This is a genomic window from Microcoleus sp. C2D2, assembly GCF_036702495.1.
Lineage (GTDB): Bacteria > Cyanobacteriota > Cyanobacteriia > Cyanobacteriales > Microcoleaceae > Microcoleus.
This window is the reverse complement of the sequence record NZ_JAUBTO010000057.1, coordinates 23,083-45,936: the sequence shown is the minus strand read 5'-3', so window position 1 is coordinate 45,936 and position 22,854 is coordinate 23,083. Positions and strand designations below refer to the sequence as shown.

22 protein-coding genes and 1 pseudogene are annotated in these 22,854 nt (G+C 46.3%); 15 read left to right on the top strand and 8 right to left on the bottom strand.

Annotated features, from left to right (window positions below):
* Positions 1–684 precede the first annotated feature (684 nt).
* From QUB61_RS19170 to QUB61_RS19145, 6 genes are all read left to right on the top strand, one after another.
* Positions 685–891 (top strand): hypothetical protein, encoded by a 207-nt coding sequence (locus tag QUB61_RS19170; protein WP_333131064.1) that lies wholly within the window; start codon positions 685–687, stop codon positions 889–891.
* A 385-nt stretch (positions 892–1,276) separates the two neighbouring features.
* Entirely contained in the window at positions 1,277–1,459 is a 183-nt protein-coding gene (locus tag QUB61_RS19165; RefSeq protein WP_333131066.1) for a CsbD family protein, read from the top strand.
* Positions 1,460–1,537: 78 nt separating this feature from the next.
* Positions 1,538–1,981 (top strand): hypothetical protein, encoded by a 444-nt coding sequence (locus tag QUB61_RS19160; protein WP_333131068.1) that lies wholly within the window; start codon positions 1,538–1,540, stop codon positions 1,979–1,981.
* A gap of 116 nt (positions 1,982–2,097) precedes the next feature.
* On the top strand, positions 2,098–2,610 hold the full coding sequence (locus QUB61_RS19155) for a hypothetical protein (protein WP_333131070.1): 513 nt from the start codon (positions 2,098–2,100) through the stop codon (positions 2,608–2,610).
* Between the two features lie 470 nt (positions 2,611–3,080).
* Entirely contained in the window at positions 3,081–3,863 is a 783-nt protein-coding gene (locus QUB61_RS19150) for a DsbA family protein (protein ID WP_333131072.1), read from the top strand.
* Between the two features lie 437 nt (positions 3,864–4,300).
* Positions 4,301–8,773, top strand: a complete 4,473-nt coding sequence (locus tag QUB61_RS19145) for a DUF4347 domain-containing protein (RefSeq protein WP_333190075.1) — start codon at positions 4,301–4,303, stop codon at positions 8,771–8,773.
* A 184-nt stretch (positions 8,774–8,957) separates the two neighbouring features.
* On the opposite strand, the gene QUB61_RS19140 is transcribed toward QUB61_RS19145, so the two are convergent.
* From QUB61_RS19140 to rpe, 3 genes are all read right to left on the bottom strand, one after another.
* On the bottom strand, positions 8,958–9,164 hold the full coding sequence (locus QUB61_RS19140; protein ID WP_333131079.1) for a DUF5615 family PIN-like protein: 207 nt from the start codon (positions 9,162–9,164) through the stop codon (positions 8,958–8,960).
* Positions 9,157–9,492, bottom strand: coding sequence for a DUF433 domain-containing protein (locus tag QUB61_RS19135; protein WP_333131081.1), 336 nt, complete (start codon positions 9,490–9,492; stop codon positions 9,157–9,159). The genes QUB61_RS19140 and QUB61_RS19135 overlap by 8 nt, the downstream gene beginning before the upstream one ends.
* A gap of 205 nt (positions 9,493–9,697) precedes the next feature.
* The gene (gene rpe / locus QUB61_RS19130; protein ID WP_333131083.1) at positions 9,698–10,399 is read right to left on the bottom strand and encodes a ribulose-phosphate 3-epimerase; all 702 of its coding nucleotides are present in this window, start codon (positions 10,397–10,399) and stop codon (positions 9,698–9,700) included.
* On the opposite strand from rpe, the gene QUB61_RS19125 reads away from it, so the two are divergent.
* The 4 genes from QUB61_RS19125 to QUB61_RS19110 all read left to right on the top strand — a co-directional run bounded on the left by QUB61_RS19125 (position 10,398) and on the right by QUB61_RS19110 (position 13,481).
* On the top strand, positions 10,398–10,520 hold the full coding sequence (locus tag QUB61_RS19125; protein ID WP_333131085.1) for a hypothetical protein: 123 nt from the start codon (positions 10,398–10,400) through the stop codon (positions 10,518–10,520). The genes rpe and QUB61_RS19125 overlap by 2 nt on opposite strands.
* A gap of 122 nt (positions 10,521–10,642) precedes the next feature.
* Entirely contained in the window at positions 10,643–11,017 is a 375-nt protein-coding gene (locus tag QUB61_RS19120; protein ID WP_332954095.1) for a hypothetical protein, read from the top strand.
* Between the two features lie 104 nt (positions 11,018–11,121).
* Positions 11,122–12,537 carry an LCP family protein gene (locus tag QUB61_RS19115; protein ID WP_333131087.1) on the top strand — a complete coding sequence of 472 codons (1,416 nt, stop codon included), beginning with the start codon at positions 11,122–11,124 and terminating at the stop codon, positions 12,535–12,537.
* A gap of 515 nt (positions 12,538–13,052) precedes the next feature.
* Entirely contained in the window at positions 13,053–13,481 is a 429-nt protein-coding gene (locus QUB61_RS19110) for a DUF202 domain-containing protein (protein WP_333131089.1), read from the top strand.
* Here QUB61_RS19110 and QUB61_RS39940 read toward each other — a convergent pair.
* The 4 genes and pseudogenes from QUB61_RS39940 to QUB61_RS19095 form a co-directional block, all read right to left on the bottom strand.
* Positions 13,478–13,582: a hypothetical protein gene (locus QUB61_RS39940; RefSeq protein WP_445300258.1), complete on the bottom strand. Its 105-nt coding sequence runs from the start codon at positions 13,580–13,582 to the stop codon at positions 13,478–13,480. The two genes, QUB61_RS19110 and QUB61_RS39940, sit on opposite strands and share 4 nt — an antisense overlap.
* A 124-nt stretch (positions 13,583–13,706) precedes the next feature.
* Positions 13,707–14,428, bottom strand: a pseudogene (locus QUB61_RS19105) (IS1 family transposase).
* 90 nt (positions 14,429–14,518) lie between these two features.
* Complete coding sequence (locus QUB61_RS19100; protein WP_333131091.1) at positions 14,519–16,084, bottom strand: ATP-binding protein; 1,566 nt, start codon at positions 16,082–16,084, stop codon at positions 14,519–14,521.
* Positions 16,081–16,764 (bottom strand): response regulator transcription factor, encoded by a 684-nt coding sequence (locus QUB61_RS19095; protein WP_333131093.1) that lies wholly within the window; start codon positions 16,762–16,764, stop codon positions 16,081–16,083. Before QUB61_RS19095 ends, QUB61_RS19100 begins: the two co-directional genes overlap by 4 nt.
* Before the next feature lie 86 nt (positions 16,765–16,850).
* On the opposite strand from QUB61_RS19095, the gene QUB61_RS19090 reads away from it, so the two are divergent.
* Both QUB61_RS19090 and QUB61_RS19085 read left to right on the top strand, forming a co-directional pair.
* Entirely contained in the window at positions 16,851–17,318 is a 468-nt protein-coding gene (locus QUB61_RS19090) for a hypothetical protein (protein ID WP_333190073.1), read from the top strand.
* Between the two features lie 158 nt (positions 17,319–17,476).
* Positions 17,477–18,457 carry a M10 family metallopeptidase C-terminal domain-containing protein gene (locus QUB61_RS19085; protein ID WP_333131098.1) on the top strand — a complete coding sequence of 327 codons (981 nt, stop codon included), beginning with the start codon at positions 17,477–17,479 and terminating at the stop codon, positions 18,455–18,457.
* Positions 18,458–18,722: 265 nt separating this feature from the next.
* On the opposite strand, the gene QUB61_RS19080 is transcribed toward QUB61_RS19085, so the two are convergent.
* Positions 18,723–19,637, bottom strand: a complete 915-nt coding sequence (locus QUB61_RS19080; protein ID WP_333131100.1) for an alpha/beta fold hydrolase — start codon at positions 19,635–19,637, stop codon at positions 18,723–18,725.
* Positions 19,638–19,803: 166 nt separating this feature from the next.
* Here QUB61_RS19080 and QUB61_RS19075 point away from each other — a divergent pair, with 166 nt between their 5' ends.
* From QUB61_RS19075 to QUB61_RS19065, 3 genes are all read left to right on the top strand, one after another.
* On the top strand, positions 19,804–20,976 hold the full coding sequence (locus QUB61_RS19075) for an RNA-guided endonuclease TnpB family protein (protein ID WP_333131136.1): 1,173 nt from the start codon (positions 19,804–19,806) through the stop codon (positions 20,974–20,976).
* A 241-nt stretch (positions 20,977–21,217) separates the two neighbouring features.
* The gene (gene speB, locus QUB61_RS19070) at positions 21,218–22,147 is read left to right on the top strand and encodes an agmatinase (protein ID WP_333131102.1); all 930 of its coding nucleotides are present in this window, start codon (positions 21,218–21,220) and stop codon (positions 22,145–22,147) included.
* 131 nt (positions 22,148–22,278) lie between these two features.
* Entirely contained in the window at positions 22,279–22,836 is a 558-nt protein-coding gene (locus tag QUB61_RS19065; RefSeq protein ID WP_333131104.1) for a thioredoxin family protein, read from the top strand.
* The last annotated feature ends 18 nt before the right edge of the window (positions 22,837–22,854 follow it).

The following is a 22,854-nucleotide window of genomic DNA, read 5'->3' as shown; positions in this document are numbered from 1 at the left end:
GAATTTAAGCAATTGTCAATTTTTGATTGGCTTGAATAGATGGAATCCCCGTGCGTTCACGCCGGGGTGGATGTCAATAATAAGAGAATTTTTAGTTCGAGCCTGCAGGAAGTTAGCCTTGAGGTTAACTCTTGTTTAGCAGATTATTTAACCCGATCGCCACAAAACTTGGAAATTGCTGCACCCTGTGGATTTTAACGGTCAAACTGTTACATCTGACTTAAGTCTGCACTAAACCTGTCGTCTATTTCTCTCTTCATCTTTTACGGATGTCGAAACAGCCTCATCAAACAAACGACTGAAGGTAGTTATTGCGATCGCGCTGCTGAAAAATTCTCCCCCCCGCTCTCCCTCTCAAGGGTAGGTTTTTTCCAATTCAGAAATTGAGGGCAAGCAAGAGGCAAGTTTTAAAGGCATAACAAGTCGAAATCCGGCTTTCTTCCTCTCTCCCCATCGGACTCTCTCCCCATCGGCTCCTCTCCCTCTCTTTTTTTGCCATATCTTTATTCCGGCAGATGGAAGTCTCCCTAATTTCTCTTACTTTAAAAGTAATAAATATTGCCCAGGCCGTATCTATCTTCAGGCAGAGGGAAGGCTTCGTTATTGGCATTATTATAAGTATAAGGTTAGCTTCTAACTAGCCTTGTTAAAAATAAGTTTAACCAACAATGAGGGTCAAGACAAATGAGTATTGAAGAAAATGCGACCCACACTGGCAGCGAGAATCAAGTAAGCCTACCAAAATCAAAGGCAACATTGCTGGGCGAGGAAACAGAAAAAGCCCTCGGTGAACACAAACACAAAGATGCTCAAACTATGCGGGCTGTGGAACAGTTGAAAGAAGAACTTCAGAAAAAAATAGATACAGAATGTCATCCCAAGGTTGATTAAAACTAATCCGATTTTTTTTAGGGTGTGGGTAAGATGCGGTCTTGCCCACACCTGCCTTTTGAAGGCATAAAGCAGAATTAAATAAAAAAAATTATAATTTTAAATTATTTTTTGTTTAAAAAAAACTGCCTTGGACGCACGGGTGACCATCCACCAGTTTTTTCACAGAAATACTTCATTGCAGCCAGCAAAAACGGTAAAAAAACCCGTAAGTAAGTATGAAAGTCGCAGTCCGTCCAAGACTGAAAAATAACTTTTCCATCTTCCCTCTTCATTTTTTATTCATTTTTTATTCCTAGAGGTAGAGTGCAACGCAGCTCCTAGTTACCTATGATGAGTTTATTAAGTAAAAAATGTCTGATTAGATACAGATAGGGAGAAACCAATGAGCACTGAAGATAGAGCAAAGGCAACTGGCGACAACATCGCAGGCAAAGCTCAAGAAGCCCTAGGCAATGTTACTGGCGACCCGAAGGATAAAGCAGAAGGCAAAGCCAAGCAGGCAAAAGCTGAAGCTGGTCACGCGATCGAAGATGTCAAAGATGAGCTCAAAAAGAAACTAGACTAAGCCTAATACTAATTGAGAGGGTCGAGCAACCTGACCCTTTCAAGTATTCCAAATGTTTTCTGAACGGAGGAAAAAAAGGTGAGTTTATTGCAGCAGAGCCGCAAAATAATTGCGGGCGTACTATTGGTATTAATGCTGGCCGTTACTACTGCGTGCGCGCCCAGCGTTTCAGCCCAAAAACCGAGTGATGGATCTGTAGCCATTGGCGGCCGTCAGGGTTATTACGCGCAGCTAGAACGTGGCAATACCGCCGCAGGTGAAGATTTTGGTAAATGGGTAACATTGACGGCTAAGGGCCTGGTTCAGGATGCTTACGTTCGCGACAATAACAAATTGGGAGTTGTAATTACCCCGCAAGTCCGCCCTACTGAAGTGAAAGATTTAGCCAAATCTTTAGCACAAGGTTTTCACCGCAATTTCCCAAATCAGGATGTAAGTGTTTTGGTTTACGCTCCTGACAAAAAACTGATTTTGACGGCTAAGTACGACCAGCAATCAAATCAAATTGAATACAAGTCTTGACCTGGTTAGAAAGCTTAAATTAAAGCCGCGCGACGGTTTAATATTCCGCAGTTTTTTGAAGGCGAAACAATCTCAAGTAGACACGGAAATGTTGTGTAGATTGGAAGAGAGTTACCATGAGTAGCAGCGATAATTACAAGAGTCAAATCATGAAAGATTTGGCCCAGGGAAATCGAGAAATGATGCCCGAGACAACGGGTGAAGAGTACGAAAATTTTGACGATTTTGCTCAGAGAACTTCGCCGGATCAGCGCAAACAATTATTCGGGCGTTCCCTGAATCACGACTCCCTGCCGCCGGCTCAGTTGGAACCGGAATTGCAAAAGGCGATCGCCCAAATTAAGCCAAATGAACGCGACGATGTGGCGCGGGAATTCTTCAAGCATTTGGGCAAGAGAGGATTGGACGATCGCCAATTGGAAAAGCAGCTAGGACTTTCTACCCACCACGCCAGCCGCATGAATGCTGACGATGTTACCAAGCTGGCCTCGTTTACCTATCACAATCACCCGGATATTTTCCGAGAAGTGCTGGCCGAACAGCCGAGTTTGATGAAGTTTTTGGGCAATCCAGTTGTTGCGGGTATTTTGGGAATAGTTGCTGCTAAATGGCTCAACAACCGCAAATAGTCTGGGATTCAGACAAGCCGAAAAGCTGATAATACCTGCAGCAAATAAAAGGACGATCGCCCGGGCGATCGCCCTTTTATCTTTTATATCTAGTCCCGTAAAATAACCGATCTCGCGTTTGTAGTGAGGACTTGAGTCCTCATAAGATTCTGTTGACTGTTGACTGATGACTGTTGACTGTTGACTGTTGACTGTTGACAGTTGACTAATAACTAATGACTAATAACTAATGACTAATGACTAATGACTAATGACTAATGACTGATGACTAATAACTAATAACTAATGACTGTTGACAGTTGACTGATGACTAATAACTAATGACTAATGACTAATAACTAATGACTAATGACTAATGACTAATTATTGCTCACAGCAAAAACTAGCTGCACAACCTTAAACTGCGGTATACCTGACACTCCGCCAAATAAAATGTAGGATTAAGTGTTGCCGTGAATCACAAAAAAAAGATGAACCTATCCACTATTTGGCGAAAACTCCGCAGCCAGCAAGCCTTCTGCTTGGCTGCACTTCTGGCAGGTTGCCTTGTATTTATCGGTTGTTCCCCCGCTCAGTCAGCTGCTGGCAATTCAGTCGATCCCAAGTTGAAAGAGCAAGTCTTGCAGATTATCCGCGAAAACCCGCAAGCAATTTTAGATTCGGTACAAGCGTACCAGCAACAGCAGCAGCAGTCTCTCAAAGCAGCGCAGGAATCATTTTTGCAGGAGATGAAAACTAATCCCAAATCTGCGATCGGGGATTCTCCCAGCACGGGTTCAGCTTCGCAGCAGATTGTACTTTTAGAATTCTCTGACTTTCAATGTCCGTTTTGCGCGCGCGCTCACGATACTGTCAAGCAGTTTATGGCAAAACACCAGGACAAAGTTACTTTAGCTTACAAGCATTTTCCCTTGACTTCAATTCACCCTCAAGCGCTGCCAGCAGCTAAAGCAGCTTGGGCTGCCCAACAGCAGGGCAAATTCTGGGAATATTACAGCGCTTTGTTTGAAGGGCAGAAACAGTTAGGCGAACCATTGTACGCATCCATTGCCCAAAAGCTCAATCTAAAATTAGATAAATTCAACAGCGATCGCAACAGCCCCGCTGCCGAAGCCGCCATTGCCAAAGACATGCAACTCGCTCAACAACTGGGTATTCAAGGCACTCCCTTCTTTATTATGAACGGTCAAACTTTCTCCGGGGCGGTCGAGCTTTCTGAGATGGAAAGCATTCTCGCTAGTATCTCCAAATAAGTAAGCCCACCTGAAAAAACAGAACAGAGCCCCGATTTCTTAAAGAAGTCGGGGATCGAAGGCGCGATCGACCCGATCGCTATATTAGACCTATTGCAAAAATCCTTTTCATCAATTGATGGGACGGGCTCTGGGGCCCATCCCACAAGAAAAAATAACTCTTGTGGGATGGGCCCCAGAGCCCGTCCTATTTATTTTTGCAAGAGGTCTATTTACTGACTAATTTTTACGATTGGGAACAAATTTGCTCCTTGTGTTGTCTTAGTAAGATTCTAAGCTGCGTATGACTTAAGCATTATATCTTGCCTTTTACAAGCTTTTCCAAACCTAGCTCGTGGATTCAAATGATTATTTTTCAATACTAATTTGAATTCTTTTGGCAAGAGGATCGCGGCTTTTAAGCTCCATTTCCCTTGCATCTAGGAGGAAAATCGATCGTGCAAAAAATTACGCAAATAGTTGTCATTGACCCAACCGTTGAAGATTATCGAAGCCTTGCACCAAGCGCCGAACCAAGGAAAGAGATATTTATACTCGATCGGGCGGGGGATGGAGTCGAGCAAATTACAGAGTTATTAGCTAGCTACACGGATCTGGACGCTGTTCACATTGTTTCTCACGGCGGGCCTGGAAATTTGCAACTGGGGTCAATTCAGCTAAATTCTGACAACCTAGACGAATATGGCGATCGACTTCAGCAGTGGAAAAAGGCTTTAGCCCCTAACGCCGATATCCTCCTGTACGGTTGCAACGTGGCAGCAGAAATCGCCCCACCGATAGCGGGGCGATCGTTCTTGCAACGCCTCAATCAACTCACAGGTGCAGACATCGCTGCTTCCAAAAACCTGACAGGAAGTGCTGCATTAGGCGGTGACTGGGATTTAGAAGTAACAATTGGTTCGATTGAGACACCTTTGGCATTCACCCAAGAGGCGATCGCAAGTTACGATCGCGTTTTAGCTTCTTTTGGAGTCACCAGCACCAACGACTCCGGCTTAGGATCGCTGCGAGATGCGATTACTCAAGCCAATGCTACCGCAGGCGCAGATACTATTGACCTGACTGGCATTACTGGCACAATTACCCTCGCTACGACGCTGCCAACTATTAATGAAAGCGTCAGTCTGAACGGCCCAGGTGCAGCTAACTTGACAGTTAGCGGCAACAGCTTAGTGCAGATACTTAACACTAGTATCGGCCCTGTTAGCATCTCTAACCTCACCTTTGCTAACGCTAATACAGCTGGCAGCGGCGGTGGGATTAATAACGGGTCCGGCGTTACCCTGAACCTCACCAACGTTGACTTTTTGAGCAACACTGCTGGGCTTGGCGGTGCCCTGTTCAACAACGGCGGCACAGTGACAATAACCGGTTCCAGCTTTACTGCCAATACAGTCAACGATTTCGGTGGTGGCGCGATCGGGCAGTATGGCGGTATTGTAACCATTGTTGACAGCTCTTTCACCGAAAACACGGCGACTGCGAACAGTCAAGGCGGCGGTGCCATCTCGATCTACGGCGGTGAGGTAAACATTACTGGCAGCACCTTTACTGGTAATAGTGCACAAAACACCGCTGACGGTGGCGGCGCTATCTACCACAGAGGCGGGGGCGAACTGCTGAGCATTCTCAATAGCACTTTCACTAACAACATTTCGGCGGGTAACGGCGGTGCGATCAGAAACGACGCCGAGGTGCCATTGAGTGTCACCAGCAGCACGTTTAACAGCAATCAGGCTGCACAAAATGGAGGTGCGATCGTCAACGAGGGCGCGGCAACGATTACCAACAGTACGTTTTCTGCGAACACGGCAACTAACTTTGGCGCGATCAGAAATGGCGGTACGCTGGATCTCAGAAGTAGCACTCTTACTCTCAATAGTGGAACTAACCAAGGCGGCGGCATCTTCAACACCGCTACAGCAAATATTCGCAACACCATCGTTGCTGGGAATACTGCTCCGTTAAACCCCGATGTAGACGGCACATTTACAAGTGAGGGCAATAACTTAATTGGCAACGGTACTGGTGCTGGCTTCACAAACGGTGTTAATGGCGATCTAGTAGGCACTGCTGGCACTCCCATTAACCCGAATTTGGCAGCACTGGCAAATAACGGCGGCCTTACGCAGACGCACGCACTGAATGCAGGTAGTCCCGCGATCGACAGGGGTAATAGCGCGATCGCACCTGCTACGGATCAGCGTAACTCAACCCGGCCTTCTGGCAGCAGTGTTGACATCGGCGCTTTTGAAGTACAGCAGATTGTTAGCATCACCGCGCCGGATAATTCAGCCGCTGAAACTCCTATCGATCCAGGCACTTTCCGTGTCAGCCGCAGTGATAGCACAGTCGGTAATTTGACGGTGAATCTCGCCATTGATGGCAGTAGTACCGCTGTTGCTGCTGACTACAATCTGGGCAGTACCTTTCCCGTCACTATTCCCGACGGGCAGAGCTTTGTGGATGTGATTCTGACTCCGGTTGATGACGCAATCCCGGAGGTTGCAGAAACGCTGCGACTGAACTTGGGAAAAGGGAATTATGCGATCGCACCGACCAGCAGCAATGCTGCGGTGACTATTGCAGCCAATGACTCGATTGCTTATGCGATCGCACTCACAAATCCAGCCACAGGTTCCTTAATTGAAGGCAATTCCGGCACTCAACCCGTAACTTTCACCGTCACTCGCAGCGGCGGCACGGGGGTAGCGAGTACAGTAAATTATGCGATCGCTGGTACCGCGAGCAACGGCACAGACTACAATAATATCAATGCTGCGGGGGCTACTAGCGCCACAGGGACGATCGCCTTTGCCGCCAACGAAACAACTAAAACTATTGCTGTGGATGTCTTGGGCGAAACCGCAGTTGAACCTGACGAGACAATTACCGTCACCCTCAGCAACCCAAATTTGACCGCAGCGCCGGAAAGTTCGACTGTCACCACCAGCACCGCCACTGCTACGATCGCCAATGATGACAGCCCTACTATCTCGATCGATGATGTAGTTGTTACCGAAGGCAATACGGGTACTGCTAGCGCCACCTTTACCGCCTCTCTCTCAGCAGGTTCTAGCTTGCCCGTCACCGTCAATTACGCCACCTCAGACGGTACTGCTAACACTGCTGATAGCGATTACGCGGCGGCCACAGGCAGCGTCACCTTCAATGCCGGGGAAACGACAAAAACCATTACTGTTGCTGTCAACGGCGATTCTAAGTTTGAAAGTGACGAAACATTTAACGTCAACCTCAGCACCGCTGTCAATGCGACTATTACTAAAGCGACGGGTATAGGTGCGATCGCAAATGACGACTTGGAGTCACCAACTCCGACGCCGACTCCGACACCGACTCCAACACCAACACCGACGCCGACTCCAACACCAACACCGACGCCTACTCCAACGGAAACTCCGACACCGACTCCAACTCCGACTCCAACTCCAACGGAAACTCCGACTCCGACTCCGACTCCAACTCCAACGGAAACTCCGACTCCAACACCAACGCCAACTCCAACGGAAACTCCGACTCCGACTCCGACTCCAACGGAAACTCCGACTCCAACGCCGACTCCAACGCCGACTCCAACGGAAACGCCGACTCCAACTCCGCCAACAACTCCGCCAACAACTCCAACGCCGACGGGGACTCCAACGGAAACTCCGACGCCGACTCCAACGGAAACTCCAACGCCGACTCCAACTCCGACGGCGACTCCAACGGAAACTCCAACTCCGACGCCAACTCCGACGCCAACGCCAGAAACTCAAGACGAAGATTGCATTTGCAAGCAGATAACCTTTCCCAGCCAGACTGCTATTCGCGGCCCCAACCAAACAAATAGCACCACCAACGGTACAGAAAGCGACGACATTCTGGAGGGTTCGATTACCAATGACAATATCGACGGCTTAAATGGTAACGACTTGGAGGTTGGCTTCACTGGCAATGACAATATTTATGGCGGATCTTACCTCAGCATCGATCTAGGAAATATAACCATTCTTCCCTCTGCCAAAGATAGCGACGTGCTGTTTGGCAATGAGGGCGATGATTACCTCAACGGGGGTGCTAAAGATGATTTAATTTTTGCGGGCGAGAACGAAGATGTTGCTTACGGTGGCAAAGATGACGACATAATTTTTGGAGACAAACAGAGCGATACTTTAATTGGCGATGAGGGTAACGACACCTTATACGGTGGTACTCTTAACCCTTTAGAGATCGATTCTACAGGTCGCGATTTGCTATTTGGCCTCAGTGGCGATGATTACCTCAACGGGCAAGAAGCCGAAGATTCCCTTTCTGGCGGTAATGGAAACGATACAGTGCGTGGCGGCAAGGGTGATGATTTGGCCCTAGGAGACTTGGGCAACGACGTGCTGTTTGGGGATGAGGGCAGCGATACTCTCTGTGGTGCCGACGGAGAAGATACTATGTACGGGGATATTGGCAGCCCTCTGGCGATCGGCTCCGCTGGCGGTCAAGACCAGATGTGTGGTGGTTTGGGCAACGATTTGTTGTTTGCCAATGAAGGTCAAGATACCGTCAACGGTGATGCTGGAAACGATACTCTTTATGGCGGCAAGGATGAAGACAGTTTACTCGGTAGTGCTGGGGACGATTGGTTATTTGGAGATGAGGGGAATGATACTTTGATTGGAGGTACTGGGGACGATCGATTTATCTTAGGTATGGACAACGGCCGCGAGACTATTTTAGACTTTCAAGATGGTCGCGATGCGATCGGCTTGACAGGCGGTTTAAGTTTCTCGCAACTGAGCATTACTGTAGAAAATAATTCTACTTCGATCCGAGTTACCAGTTCCGGTCAACTGTTAGCAACTCTCAGCAATGTGTCAACAGGGCTGATTAATGTTGCAGATTTTGCAATCCTGTAAGTAGTTCAACCAAATGATATCAAGTCCGATTGCATCTTGCATCGGACTTGATATGAGTCAAAATATACGATCGCCTTTTTCAAATAAACTCTATATGATTCTGGATATCCGACGGTTCAAGCACCTCCCAAATCAAAATCAATCCGCGGACAATTTCACCAAGCGAACGACTATTTTGGTGACATTAAACAATACCACAATGCTCTAAACCGCGCTGATGAAGTGCTAAAAAATCGTCATCTTGGGTAAAGATTACTCGTTCTTGAGAAATCGCAAAAGCTAATTGTTCTTCATCGGTAGCACCTAAAAGTCGTGCTTCCGGTGTAGTCGTGACATCAATACCGCGCCTTCTCAAAGCTTCTGCGATCGCCCGTTCGACTTGTTCATCCAAATGAAACTGGATCTTTTCCAAGATTCTGCCCTCTTAATTTCTGCTGCACCTTGGAAGGAGTTTTTGCTTGCAATTCCTGAACAAAAGCTTCACTCTCTCGCATTTGTTGTCGAATTTCCTCAAGATGGTCGTGGTAATAAGCTAAAGCTGCATATACATCGGCTAAAGTGATTGTGGGATACCGCGACACAATTTCATCAGGAGACATTGCCATTTGTTCGTGCCAAATGACAACATCTTGAACTCTAATCCGATGTCCTGCAATGCGCGGTTTACCGCCACACACTCCAGGAGTAATTTCAATATGTTCGGAAATAACTGCTGTCATAGGATTTCCTCAAAATTCAAGTTAGAATCTATATTTAATTTTCTCTGAACTAGATGAGCTTACTTATTAAGTCCGGTGAGCTAACCATCATAAGTTTGTAGTGAGGTTCAGTCCTTTCTTAAATCTTTGAGCCAATAAGGACTAAATTCATCACTACAAACCACTTTGATTGTGGGTAATTCGCCGGACACGATCGAATTTTTGATTAGACTGCCGCCAACTCTGGAGTCGGACGCTTGCTGTGGCGGATACCCTCGATCGCGCCTGCGTAATCATTCGCCTTAAACACAGCAGAACCAGCGACGATGGCATTTGCGCCCGCTTCCAGAACCTGCCAAGTATTGTTCCCCTTCAAACCGCCATCCACCTCAATCCAAGGATCGAGGCCCTTGTCGTCGCACATTTTGCGCAACTGGCGAATTTTCGGCAGCACCGCCGGGATAAAACTTTGACCGCCAAAGCCGGGATTCACGCTCATAATCAGCACTAAATCGCAAAGTTCCAGCACGTACTCGATCAACTCCAAAGGCGTCGAAGGATTCAGAACCACACCAGCCATTTTGCCCAATTCCCGAATTTGGCCGAGGGTGCGGTGCAAGTGAGGCGAAGCATTATGCTCGGCGTGAACCGAAATAATGTCAGCACCAGCCTTAGCGAAGTCTTCCACGTACTTCTCCGGCTCCACAATCATCAAGTGGACATCGATCACCTTGCTAGTAACAGGGCGAATTGCCTCAACAATCAGCGGCCCGATAGTAATATTAGGAACAAAGCGACCGTCCATCACATCTACGTGAATCCAGTCAGCTCCAGCTCGATCGACAGCCTGAATCTCTTCTCCGAGACGGCTAAAATCGGCTGATAATATGGATGGAGCAATAACGATCGGTTTTTGGGATTGGGTCATGGCTAAGTCTGTTCTCCTGTGTCCTGTGCTGTATCCAGTTTATCAAAATACGGCTCTCCGGGCCGAAAAGTTGCCAACGCTCGATCGCCATCCCCTGCGCGCCGAAAAATTTTGCCTCTGATAGACAAGTTTTGCGATCGCACCAGCCCTGCTATCCCAATTTTGGTTTAGGATATAAATTTTCCATCCAACAAATAACTTTTGTGCAAAATCTGACCTTCTGCAAATTTTGAGTAGCTAATTATGAAAAATAGAGATCCCTTAGACAATCCTGAACTCGATCGTGCAAGCCTTTTTGTATTAATGATCCCAGTCATCGGCTTTTTCCCCGCCCTGTGGACTCTTTACCGTCGTCAGGGCAGCCCCGAACGGAAAGCCGTCAGCCGCTTGGCAATTGCCCTTGCTTTTAGTTGGCTCTTAGGACATATTCTTTTAGAAGCTGGAGCGATTTCTGCGGAATCTCCGACACTTCCCATGTTATTAATGAGTAGCCTGCTGACAACCAGCTATTTCATCGTTGCTGTGGGACTGATGGTTCGCCTCTGGAAGCGTCAACCGCTATGGTTGCCCGGAATTAGCCGCGTAGCCGAGCAAGTGGTGGGCAAACATTTATCATAATTTAGGGTTCTTTTAAGCCCCTACCCTCTTGATTGAGTGCGTCTTCAGCTTGATACTACATATTGCCATTATCTTTTTTATTTCTGTTGTGTGTGAGGAAGCCAGTGCCAGCTCAAAAAATTCCTAATCAAGACCCTATCGAACAATCAACCCCTCAACCTTCAACCAAAAAATCTTCCCAGCCCCATCGAGGCCGTTGGCTGGGTTTTGGTTTTGGTTTGGCGGGAGTAGCCATGCTCTCAGCCACAGCCGGAGCGTTGCTAGCCGTCTCACTTTCCACAACGCCACTTCAGCAACAAAAGTTGAGCCCTGAAGAAGCGGCGGTATTTTCTCAAGGCGACATGGCAAAGCTCAGCATGAAGATGCCAGAGCTGACTCGTCCAGTTAATATTTTAGTTTTAGGACTTAAAGTTCTGAGTTCAGACCTCAACGGCCATCCCGATAAGGAGCAGGGATACGATGTCTGGCAAAACTCTTTCAAGGGGTTAACCGATACCATGCTGTTGGTTAGGTTTGACCCTCAAAATAAAAAGTTAAGCGTGCTTTCCATTCCGCGAGACACCCGCACCTATGTTGAAGGCAGGGGTGTCGTGAAAATCAACGAAGCCAATTACTACGGCGGTCCGGCTTCGTCAGCCAAGTCAGTCAGCGGACTCTTAGGCGGCGTGGGAATTGACCGCTATGTCACCGTCAATATTCAAGGCATAAAAAGCTTGGTAGATGCACTTGGTGGCATTACTATTAATGTCCCTAAAGACATGAAGTATACCGATGAAAGCCAGCATTTATATATAGATTTAAAGGCTGGCAAGCAGAACCTCAACGGCGAACAAATCGTGCAATATTTGCTTTACCGGCACGACGATTTGGGGGATATCGGGCGGGTGCAGCGGCAACAATTGTTGATGCGGGCTTTTGTGGAACAGGAAGTTAATGTAGGTTTACTGTCTCGACTACCGAAGATTTTATCGGTGATTCAGTCTCACCTGGACACAAATTTGAGTATAGAAGAATTGGTGGCTTTGGCTGGTTTTGCTACTAAAACCGATCGCGCTGGCGTGCAGATGTTGATGGTTCCCGGCAGGTTCAGCGATTCTAAGGATTACAAGGCTAGTTTTTGGTTGCCAGACCAAGATGCCATCGAAACTCTGATGGCGAAACATTTTGACTTCGGCCAAAATACTTGGCAAATTGAGAATGCTGATTCGACTTTTCTGAAGGTGGCGATTCAAGATAGTACCGGAGATCCATCGGCTGTTGAAGATTTTGCCAATACTCTGACTCGCGCTGGCTATCGGAATGTTCAGGTTTATAAAGCTTGGCCCGAACCGCTGGAGGTAACTACTCTAGTAGCTCAAGACGGCGATGTTAAAGGTGCTGAAGCGATTCGCCAGTTTTTGGGTTTTGGAGATGTGCTGGTTGAGAGTACGGGTTCTTTGCAGTCGGACGTGACAATCAGATTGGGTCAGGATTGGCTGAGCAAAAGGAATCAGTCTGGCGCGGACTTTAAGTCTTTTTAAACTGGGTTTTAACCGCAGTATTTGTAGGGACACAGCAATGCTGTGTCCTCTTCTTTTCTGTTGGTAGAGATGGGGGCGATCGCTTTTTTGGCGATTTACTCATACACTCCTGGACGCACTAATCCTCACAAACCCGGTTGATTCGTAGATTTCTAATTACCAAACCAAGATTTTTCCGTATAAACCGGCTTTATGAGCTAGGACTTGCCCACTCGGATGCCTGGAAGGTTTTTTACCGGGATTAAAGGCTATAAGCTGTCGCGCATTTAAATGGTATATTCAGGGCGGGCGGGACACCCCACAAGACTTTAATTTTTTTTGACAGACAATTTAAAGGCCGCAACAGCTTAACACAATCTTTTCCTAAAAAAACCCGGTTTCTGCGCCATTCCTATGATACTATCTTTTTTGGTGATGATGAATCACGATCGCAATACCGATACTTCCCTCCGCAATCACAACTGAAACAATAATCAACGAGGGAAAGCTTAAGATATTTTATAAAGGTAGGGTTGATGAACAACGGTCCTAAAATAGACCGACAGCGGGAACACCAAGCAAATGAACGCACGTTTCTTGCATGGTTGCGAACTTCACTGGCTTTAATTGGTTTTGGGTTGGCGATCGCTCGATTCAGTTTATTTCTCCGTCAATTTCAAGCTACAGTGACTCAGCAACAAGTTTCCGCCCATCCCTTCTTCAACTCGGAAACTTTAGGGCTGGTTATGGTCATTTTTGGCATTGCGGTCATTGCCTTAGCAGCATGGCGTTATAATCGAGTTTTCTGGCAAATCGAGCGAGGTGATTATCGCCCAAATCCTGTGCTAGTTTGGATTCTGGCTGGAATTGTGATGATTTTAGGAACGTTAAGCATTCCCTTGTTGCTCTGGCGAGAGCGCGGAAATATAGCTCCCACTTCAACTCCTAAAAATTCTCAATTCTAAGTTAACCCGATCGCTTCGCTAAAGTGCCTATTCCTTTGTTCAGCTACCATATAAGCGTCCCCAATTGTCTTGATTTGTTCCAAACGCTGCAAATCGGTCAGGCGATAGAATTGAGGTGGTCTATCGTGCCAGTAAACTGGCTAAAATCGCAAGTTTGAGCTTTGTTGCGGCTTAAAAATTTTGGCGTTGCTGGATTAAGGTATGATAAGTGCGCTCGCTCGCTCTTCATCTCACTCGAGCGTAATGATTAATTGAATAGGGAACGGGAATACTATTAAACGTAAGATAGTGAATTAGTAATCGAATTGAATGTTTGAGCATTTCTTCGGACTTAGAATAACAAAGAGTTTTTCTTTTTAAGCGGGCTATCCGGATGTCTGAGTCTGGTATTTTCTCCTTCTACTCGTGTCATGTAAGTTTGGCAAACAATGTGGCCTCCATCGGTCATAAACCTTGGGTAAACCTTCCATCCATCAGTCACATAAAAATAGCATTTCCATTTGCTAACTACCTCATCCCATAAAGGTTTAAATGTCTGAGCGCTATGCTCCCCCAACACCCACCCTAAAATACCTACTTGAAAGTGGTTTACTGCCGTCCCCAACAAAATTTTATTGTTTTTGACTTAATAAATGTTTCGAGTTCATCTAATTCTCCTAGGTCGGGTATGGTCTCTGGAGTGTAATAATCTGGCAGCAGTTCTCCTACTTGTTTAACAAGAGCCATAATTGTTGTATTATGTACGCCTGTAACTCTCTCAATCGCTCGAAATCCCCTGGCATTAACATACATCGATAAGCATTGTTGTTTAAGTTATTTTACGTATCTTTCTGAGCTTCATAACAGTTTATAAATTGCCTACCACAGTTAACACAAAGATAATTTTGTTTGCCTTTTTTGTGTCCATTATTGTGAACATGAGTTGACTTACATTCAGGACATTCTATTGATTTTAATTCTCGGTTGATGTTTTTTTGTTACTCTCGATCGCTCTCTATCATACCTCAATCCAGCAACGCCAAAATTTTCAAGTTCCATTAATAGCGATCGCCCACAGGTAAGCTGAGTGTGAATGCTGTTTGACCAAGTATTGCAGCATCTAGTTTGATATCGCCGCCGTGGGCCCGTGCGATTTCCCTTGCTAAACTTAGCCCCAATCCCGATCCTTCTATTTTTTGGATCTGAGTCGAGTCACCGCGATGGAATCGCTCAAAAATGCGATCGCGCTCGCTCAAAGAAATATCCTGAGAACTATTGACAATTGTGACAATTACTGTTTTTTCCTGACAGTTAGCCTGTAACCTGAGCCAACCCTTCGGTAAATTATATTTAATCGCATTACCAACCAGATTTTGCAAAACCTGCACCAGCAAATCGCGATCGCCCTTGATATATAAATTAGGAGCAATTGCCATTTGTACATCTAAATGCGGTGCTAGCAGTTCCATATCTTCGGCAATTTCCGATAGCAAAGCCGACATATTCACCTCAACCAAATGTAAACCCATACGTCCGGCATCAGCTAGAGAAAGTAAGAGAAGTTTACGGGTAATTTCACTCAAACGGCGCACTTCATCCAATAAATTACTCAGGGTTTGCTGCACCTCAGAACCCGATTCAACTTGATGCAAAGCCCGTTCTAGTTGCCCTTGCAAAATTGCCAGCGGAGTCTTTAACTCGTGGGCAGCATCTCCACTAAAACGAGAAGCTTGTTTAAAACTTCGCTCCAGACGTTCTAACATCTGATTGAACACAAAAATTAATTCTACAAACTCTATATCCGTTGAGCCGACAGGAACGCGCCGATCTAGCCCTTGTACGGTAACATTGCGAATAGCCATCGTGAGTCGCCCAATTGGATATAGAATACTCCGCGATATGACCCAGGCTCCACTGGCCACGAGTAAAAGCACTACGGGAATAGAAAATAGAAAGATATTCCGAATCGATGCCATTTCCCGATCGATCGCTTGTAAGTTAACAGCGATTGCTATTTGAGTCTGAGGAGAATGAATCGCGCCCACACGCCAAACTGCCGTGCTAGTACGCTGGGTTGCTAGTTTAGCTTTAAAAACTCGAGGAAAATCAGGTCGATCGAATTGAGGAGGCCGATCGCGCGGAGGTCTTCTTTCTCTCGGTGAGAATGAATCGGGTCGATTGGGAGGTGGTGGATAGGGTGGAGGTGGTGGATAGGGTAGATAGGGTGGAGGTGGTGGAGGGGGAGGTTCTAATTGAAAAGGTATTCTGGCAGGATCGGGAGGGGGTTGGGGCAGCGTGAGCCATAGTGAATTGGCATCAATTCCATCTTGCCACTGGCTCGATCGGTAGAGCAAATTACCATCTCTGTCAGTCACCAGCAAAGCCACAGTTGTTTCCCCATCATTCATGCCCAAAATTGATGGCAAAGAATCATTATAAACATCCCATTGAGTCGATTGCGGGCGGGTAGATTGGATTAACTGATTCTTGATTTCAGCATCAAGACGCTTGACCTTAGCATCGTAAATTAACCACCACGAAACAATACTAAAGCCAATTAGAGCAATACTTGCTAGAACAGCAGATGATAGAGCAATGCGAAAGCGAAAAGATTGCAATTTCACGATGGGGAATCGGGTTTGCGAAACCGATAGCCAACGCCGCGCACGCTCTCAACCCATCCTGTACCGCCGATGGGTTCAATTTTCTTGCGAATGCGTTGAATACATACATCTACCACATTGGTATTTGGGTTGAAATCATAACCCCAGATATGTTCGAGGATTTGCGTGCGGGTGAGTACCCTACCGGGCGATCGCATTAGATATTCCAAAAGATTAAACTCGCGAGTTGTAAGTTCTACCGCATGGCGATCGCAAGTAACTTCTCGGAGAATGCGATCGAGCTTAACAGGGCCAACGCTCAGAATATTTTGGCGATCGCCCGAAGCACGCCGCACCACAGCATAAATCCGAGCAACTAACTCCTCAACAAAAAACGGTTTAGCCAAATAGTCATCAGCACCGAGATGTAACCCTTCAATGCGATCGTCTAGTTCATTGCGAGCAGTTAATAAAATCACGGGTACGTTGCGTCCAGCCTTTCGCAGATGTTTGAGAATAGATAATCCATCCTTTCCCGGCAATACAATATCAAGCACGATCGCATCGTACTGATTATCCATAGCCCGATCGTAGCCATCATTGCCATTATCGCAATAATCCACAACAAAACCTTGTTCTTTCAAGCCGATACAAACAAAATTAGCGATTTTTTCTTCATCTTCAACGTATAGAACATTCATAGATTTACCGATTCGGTTGCGATTATACCGCCACCATGGATTTACTTAAATTACAAAACTGTAATCCATCCGCAGTGTGGCACGTAATGTTTTGGGAATTTAATTTAGCTGTCAATATTTTTGGATTGGCGATCGTAACTATCATGAAAATTGCTTCACTGCTAGCATTACCTGCTACAGCCTTGCTGCTGGGGTTTAGCAGCTTGACATTTCCCGATCGGACTACAGCTAATTCTAATACTGTACTAGCCCAGAGCCAACCCGAACCCAGTCAAGAGCGCAGACATCCGCCCCGTATAGATTTTGCCGCTGCTGCCAAACAATTAGGAGTCACCGAAGCCGAGTTAATCGAAGCTTTGGGGCTACCCCCCAACCCGCCCGAACCACCAAATGACAATAATCGCCCGCCGAGCCCACCGCCCCCTCCTCGTTTAGATATTCCCGGTGCAGCGAAAAAGTTGGGAGTCACCGAAGCAGAGTTGATTAAAATTTTGGGCATCCCACCGCGTCCACCCGGCGATCGCAATCTACCTCAAAATTCCGAAAAACGCTAATTTCTCCAAATTACAAAACTGTAATCCTAGCACGTGGATAAATGTCATCTTGAACCAGCTTAATGATTGTAGCGACCAACTCAAAGGGCGATCGAGAATTAATTCCTTTAGCCTGACAACTGATTCAAACTTATAAAACTCATCGAGGTAATTACACCATGCCACCACTATTTCCTAATTCAATCAATGCACCGGGCAATCCTCCTCAAAACCAAAGCGCACCGGGAAATGCTCCCCAAAATCAAGGAATACCGGGCAATCCTCCAGGGCAAAATCAAGGCGCACCGGGCAATCTTCCTCCCCAAAACCAAGGCGCACAACTTACCAGTTCTGCCCTACCTCCCCAAAACCAAACTCAACCCCCTCCGCCAGCTAACAGTATCAGCACCACAGCAGGAAACGACAATATTACCGGAGATAGTTTAGATAACTTCATCCTAGGTAGTAGCGGCACAGATACCATAAATGGAGGAACAGGCACAGACACAACCAGCTATCTTTCCCTCCGCAATGGCATTACCATTAAAGCTCAAGGTATTGTAGATAAAGGCGCAGCAGGTACAGATACCCTGCAAAATATAGAACAAATAATTGCTCCTTTAGGACAGATCAATACCATCGATGCTTCTACAGGTAGCGGCACAGCGTCTATGAATGTGGATTTGTCGCAGAATCGTTTGGCAGTTAACAATCTACCCGGTATCGGCACTCTGAATTTGACTGTAGAGAATTTCGTTAACGTCACAGGTACTCCCAATGTAGATATCCTTACCGGAAACATCGAAAACAATACTTTAGTAGGAGGAGATAGTAACGATACACTCACTGGTTTGCGTGGCAATGATACCCTAATTGGAGTAAATCCATTGAGTGCTACACCGGGAAGCAATGAAACGGATGTGCTGATTGGAGGTCGAGGTAGAGATGTTTTTGTTCTCGGTGATGCCACCAAGACATACTATAGTGGAACAGGATTTGCATCGATTCAAGATTTTCAACAAGGAATCGATCGCATTCAGTTACGTGGCAGCCTTTCCAACTACAATATTGTCGGTAACTCCATCAATTTGGCTGGTACATCTGACCAAATAGCTGTCATTCAAGGTCAGCTTACCCCTGATAGCTTCATATTCGTGTAAGATCAATTCCCGTAGCCTCAGAATAGTAAAATCCAGTCAACAGTCAACCATCTAAATCATCTGCGTTAATCTGTATTAATCTGCCCTCATCTGCGGTAAAAAAAATAGAATTTGGTAACCGCAGATGACAATGAATAGACGCAGATTCACGCAGATGAATAGAAGAGAGATATCAATATTTCTTCTTCCTACCTCTTCCTTCGCGTTCTTCGCGTCTTCGCGGTTCAATCATACCAATTCTTCCCGCACCAAAAGAGCAAAACCGCTAATTTTCTGCAAATGCCGATCGCTCTTTAATCCAATCGAGTAAAATAGGATTGACCAATTCCGGCGCTTCATCCTGGGGACAATGGCCCACTCCCTCCAAAGGAATAAACTTTTCAACAGCCGGAAACCTTGCCAATTCTCGCCCCAAAGCGATCGGCTCCCAAGGGTCGTCCGTACCCCACAAAATCAAAGCAGGACAGCTCAAACGCGGCAACAAATCCTCCGGTAGCGGCCCTTGAGAATAACTGATAAATGCCACAAATACTTCGACTGCGCCGCTGTGTTTTGCAGGTTCCAGGAGCATATTTACGAGTTCGTCGGTAACAGATTCAGGACGGCGATAAGCTTGCAAAAGCACTTTTTTTAGTGTTTTTGGCGTTGCTAATTGTTTAAAAAATAATTGACTTATCCACTTGACATTTAAAACTTTTTGTGCAATTGGGGCTCCAAAACTGCGATACCAAGGCAATTCGGCGCGTTTGCGATCGTGCAGCAAGCGCAGGGAACAATTGAGTAAAATTACGCCCTCAGCAATGTCGGGAAAATCAACAGCCGCTTGCATAATTGCCACACAGCCGATCGAATTTCCTACCAAAAAAGCCGGCCCGCCCGCAACTTCCCGACAAAAATCAGCAATTAGCTGTCCCCAAGTTTCAAAAGTATAGTCAATTTCAAGCTTGGGCTGGGGTTTAGCAGAACCGCCAAAACCGATGAGGTCGATCGCATAACAGCGGCAATCAGCAGCCAGCGCCGGCAAATTCTTGCGCCAGTGGCCCCAAGACGCACCAAAACCGTGGACAAACACCACCGCAGGCCCCTGGGAACCCGCAGCCTGGTAGCAAATCGGAAAGCCTTTCCACAGCCAAGTTTGAGGTGCAGCAACTGTTGACAAAGCGGGACTAGAAGATGTCATACGATTCTAGATTTTAGATTTTAGATTTTAGATGAATGCAAGGCTGCAAAGAACTCAAGTCATCAAAAAAAATGGGTGGAAACCCCGTCCTTATAGGACGGCTTTACAAAAAGACACAAGACAAGAAAGATCAACCATATCACAGAAGACGTGTTAGAGTGTGATGATGGAAAAAGCCTACCGCTATCGCTTCTATCCCACCGCCGAGCAAGAAAATCTCTTGCGACGGACAATGGGTTGTGCGCGGCTAGTGTACAACAAGGCTTTAGCTTTTCGTACAGAATCTTGGTACGAGCGTCAAGAGAGAGTTGGCTACAGAGAAACTTCCTCAATGCTGACGAATTGGAAGAAAGAGGAGGAGCTTGATTTCCTGAACGAAGTTAGTTGCGTACCTCTTCAGCAGGGGCTCAGACACCTTCAAACAGCTTTTACCAATTTCTTTGGGGGACGAGCTAAATATCCTAATTTCAAGAAAAAGCACAACGGCGGTAGCGCTGAATTTACCAAGTCCGCTTTCCGTTGGAAAAACGGACAGGTATTTCTGGCTAAGTGTAATGAGCCGCTACCTATTCGCTGGAGCAAACAAATTCCCGTAGGCTGTATCCCGTCTACTATTACTGTAAAATTAACACCCGCTGGGCGCTGGTATGTCTCCATAGTTGTAGACGACTACACGATTAAACCGCTTCCAAAAATAGATAAAACTATAGGTTTGGATGTGGGAATCAGCAGTCTGATTGCCACTAGCGACGGCAACAACATTGTCAATCCCAAGCATTTCAAGAAGCTTCGCAAGAAGTTAAAAAGGAAGCAAAAAGCTTTAGCTCGTAAACAGAAAGGAAGCAATAATCGAGGAAAAGCGCGGGTGCAAGTGGCTAAAGTCCACGCACAGATAGCTGATGTGCGTAAAGATTTCCTGCACAAGTTAACGACTCAACTGGTTCGTGAAAACAAAACGATTGTAGTTGAGGATTTGGCTATTAAGAATATGGTGAAGAACCATAAATTAGCTCTTGCTATCAGCGACGCTAGTTGGGGTGAGTTAATTCGCCAACTAAGTTACAAGTGTGAGTGGTACGGGCGAGAGCTTATAAAAATAGACCGCTGGTTTCCTAGTTCTAAACGTTGTGGAAACTGCGGTCAAATTGTAGATAAATTGCCGTTGAATATTCGGGAATGGAAATGTCCTAAGTGCGGGACAAAGCATGACCGCGATATCAATGCAGCAAAAAATATTTTGGCGGCTGGGCTAGCCGTGTCAGTCTGTGGAGCAACCATAAGACCCCAAGAGAGTAAATCTCGGAAGGCAGGTGCTACGAAGCAGAAACCTAATCGGTGACGATTGGGAATCCCCATACTTTTAAGTCGGGGTGGATGTCAATACTACAAACCGTATCGCAATTCAAGGCAACCGCTAGGAAATAAATCCCAAACCCTCTTCCCTCTTCCCTCAGCGTTCTCAGCGCTCTCTGCGGTTCCTTTCTCTTCCTTCTTCCTTATTCCTTCTGACTTTGCAGTTAGAGCCGATATTATGTCAGGATTAAAGATGCTGACTTCTTTGCCTTATTGAAATTTCCCTTATGCCAACGATCGTTTCCACTGCCGTCGTACCGTTTCTGGGGTCGGAAATTGTACCAGACTACGACACCGCCAAAGTAGTAATCTTACCAATTCCCTACGAAGCTACCACCACTTACCGCCGGGGGTGCGAAAACGGGCCGGCGAAACTTCTCGAAGCTTCTCATCAACTCGAGTGCTACGACGAAGAACTAGATTCCGAAGTTTGCTACGATGTCGGAATTTATACAAAAGAGCCGATCGCCGATACTCGCAACAGACAACCGGTTTCATCCTCAGAAATGCTGCGAGTCACCCAAGCCTCGGTCCACCAGCTAGTTACCGAAAATAAATTTGTCATCTCCCTCGGAGGCGAACACAGCATCACTGCGGGCGTTGTCGAAGGTTATCGCCAAGCATACCCGGATGAACCTTTCACAGTCGTGCAAATCGACGCCCACGGCGACTTGCGGCACGAGTACGAAGGCTCGATCCACAACCACGCCTGCGTGATGCGGCGTATTGTAGATATGGGCTTACCGACACTGCAAATCGGGATTCGCGCTATCTGCAAAGAAGAAGCAGACTTGATTAAAGCAAAACAGCTAAACGTGATTCGAGCTAGGGAAATCGCTACTCAACCGGATTGGGCCGATCGGGCAATTGCCAGCATCACAACTAAGCGAGTATTTTTGACTATAGACTTAGACGGCATCGATCCGACTTTAATTCCAGGGGTGGGCACACCCGAACCGGGTGGGTTAAATTGGTATTCCCTCACCGGATTTTTGCGCCGCATCTTCGAGTCCTACGAAGTAATAGGGTGTGACATTATGGAATTAGCTCCTGTTGTAGATTCTGTAGTCTCAGAATTTACCGCTGCCAAATTAGCATACAAACTTATTGGATATCAAGCTCTGGCTCAAGGTTGGCTAAAGCCAGACGAGGGATAAATCGCGAAGTAGGAATCAAAATAGGCTGTTGGCAAGGCTAGAATTAAGCTAAAGCAAAAAACAGCCAATTTTATTCGCACTGACAGTTTCATCTCTCATGCTGGCAAAACTGCTCTTCACCTCCTCAAAAAATGAGTTTACTAATGGAAACAACAGGCACTCCCATTAACGGCTACGCTCCCGATTTTGAACTGCCGGGAATTGACGAAGACGTTCACCATTTATCTCGATATTTAGAAAAATTTCGGGCGATTGCGGTGATATTTATGTGCAATCATTGCCCTTACGTGCAGTTGTATCTCAATCGTATGAAAGAACTTCAAGCAGATTTTCAAGATCGAGATGTTACTTTAATCGGGATTAATGCAAACGATCCAAACCAGCAGCCCGACGACAGTTTTGAGAAAATGAAAATTTTTGCAGCCAACAATCAACTCAATTTCCCGTACATCCGAGATGTTGCTCAAGATGTGGCTGAAAGTTTTGGGGCTTCTAAAACGCCGGAGGTTTTTTTGTTAGACCAAGATGGCAGATTGCGCTATAAAGGTTTAATTGACGACAACGCCGACGATCCGGCGGCGGTGGGGGTGTCTTATCTGCGGAGTGCGATCGACCAATTGCTCAAAAGCGAACCCGTGGAGCCTTCGAGTACAGAGGCTCAAGGCTGTTCTATCAAGTGGCGCGAATAGGGAGGTTTTAAATTAACA

Coding starts and splice junctions, on each gene's coding strand:
- QUB61_RS19170 (WP_333131064.1), top strand. CDS start 685: ATGAGTATTGAAGAAAATGCGACCCACACTGGCAGCGAGAATCAAGTA.
- QUB61_RS19165 (WP_333131066.1), top strand. CDS start 1,277: ATGAGCACTGAAGATAGAGCAAAGGCAACTGGCGACAACATCGCAGGC.
- QUB61_RS19155 (WP_333131070.1), top strand. CDS start 2,098: ATGAGTAGCAGCGATAATTACAAGAGTCAAATCATGAAAGATTTGGCC.
- QUB61_RS19150 (WP_333131072.1), top strand. CDS start 3,081: ATGAACCTATCCACTATTTGGCGAAAACTCCGCAGCCAGCAAGCCTTC.
- QUB61_RS19135 (WP_333131081.1), bottom strand. CDS start 9,492: ATGACAGCAGTTATTTCCGAACATATTGAAATTACTCCTGGAGTGTGT.
- QUB61_RS19125 (WP_333131085.1), top strand. CDS start 10,398: ATGGCTAAGTCTGTTCTCCTGTGTCCTGTGCTGTATCCAGTTTATCAA.
- rpe (WP_333131083.1), bottom strand. CDS start 10,399: ATGACCCAATCCCAAAAACCGATCGTTATTGCTCCATCCATATTATCA.
- QUB61_RS19120 (WP_332954095.1), top strand. CDS start 10,643: ATGAAAAATAGAGATCCCTTAGACAATCCTGAACTCGATCGTGCAAGC.
- QUB61_RS19110 (WP_333131089.1), top strand. CDS start 13,053: ATGAACAACGGTCCTAAAATAGACCGACAGCGGGAACACCAAGCAAAT.
- QUB61_RS19095 (WP_333131093.1), bottom strand. CDS start 16,764: ATGAATGTTCTATACGTTGAAGATGAAGAAAAAATCGCTAATTTTGTT.
- QUB61_RS19090 (WP_333190073.1), top strand. CDS start 16,851: ATGTTTTGGGAATTTAATTTAGCTGTCAATATTTTTGGATTGGCGATC.
- QUB61_RS19085 (WP_333131098.1), top strand. CDS start 17,477: ATGCCACCACTATTTCCTAATTCAATCAATGCACCGGGCAATCCTCCT.
- QUB61_RS19080 (WP_333131100.1), bottom strand. CDS start 19,637: ATGACATCTTCTAGTCCCGCTTTGTCAACAGTTGCTGCACCTCAAACT.
- QUB61_RS19075 (WP_333131136.1), top strand. CDS start 19,804: ATGGAAAAAGCCTACCGCTATCGCTTCTATCCCACCGCCGAGCAAGAA.
- speB (WP_333131102.1), top strand. CDS start 21,218: ATGCCAACGATCGTTTCCACTGCCGTCGTACCGTTTCTGGGGTCGGAA.
- QUB61_RS19065 (WP_333131104.1), top strand. CDS start 22,279: ATGAGTTTACTAATGGAAACAACAGGCACTCCCATTAACGGCTACGCT.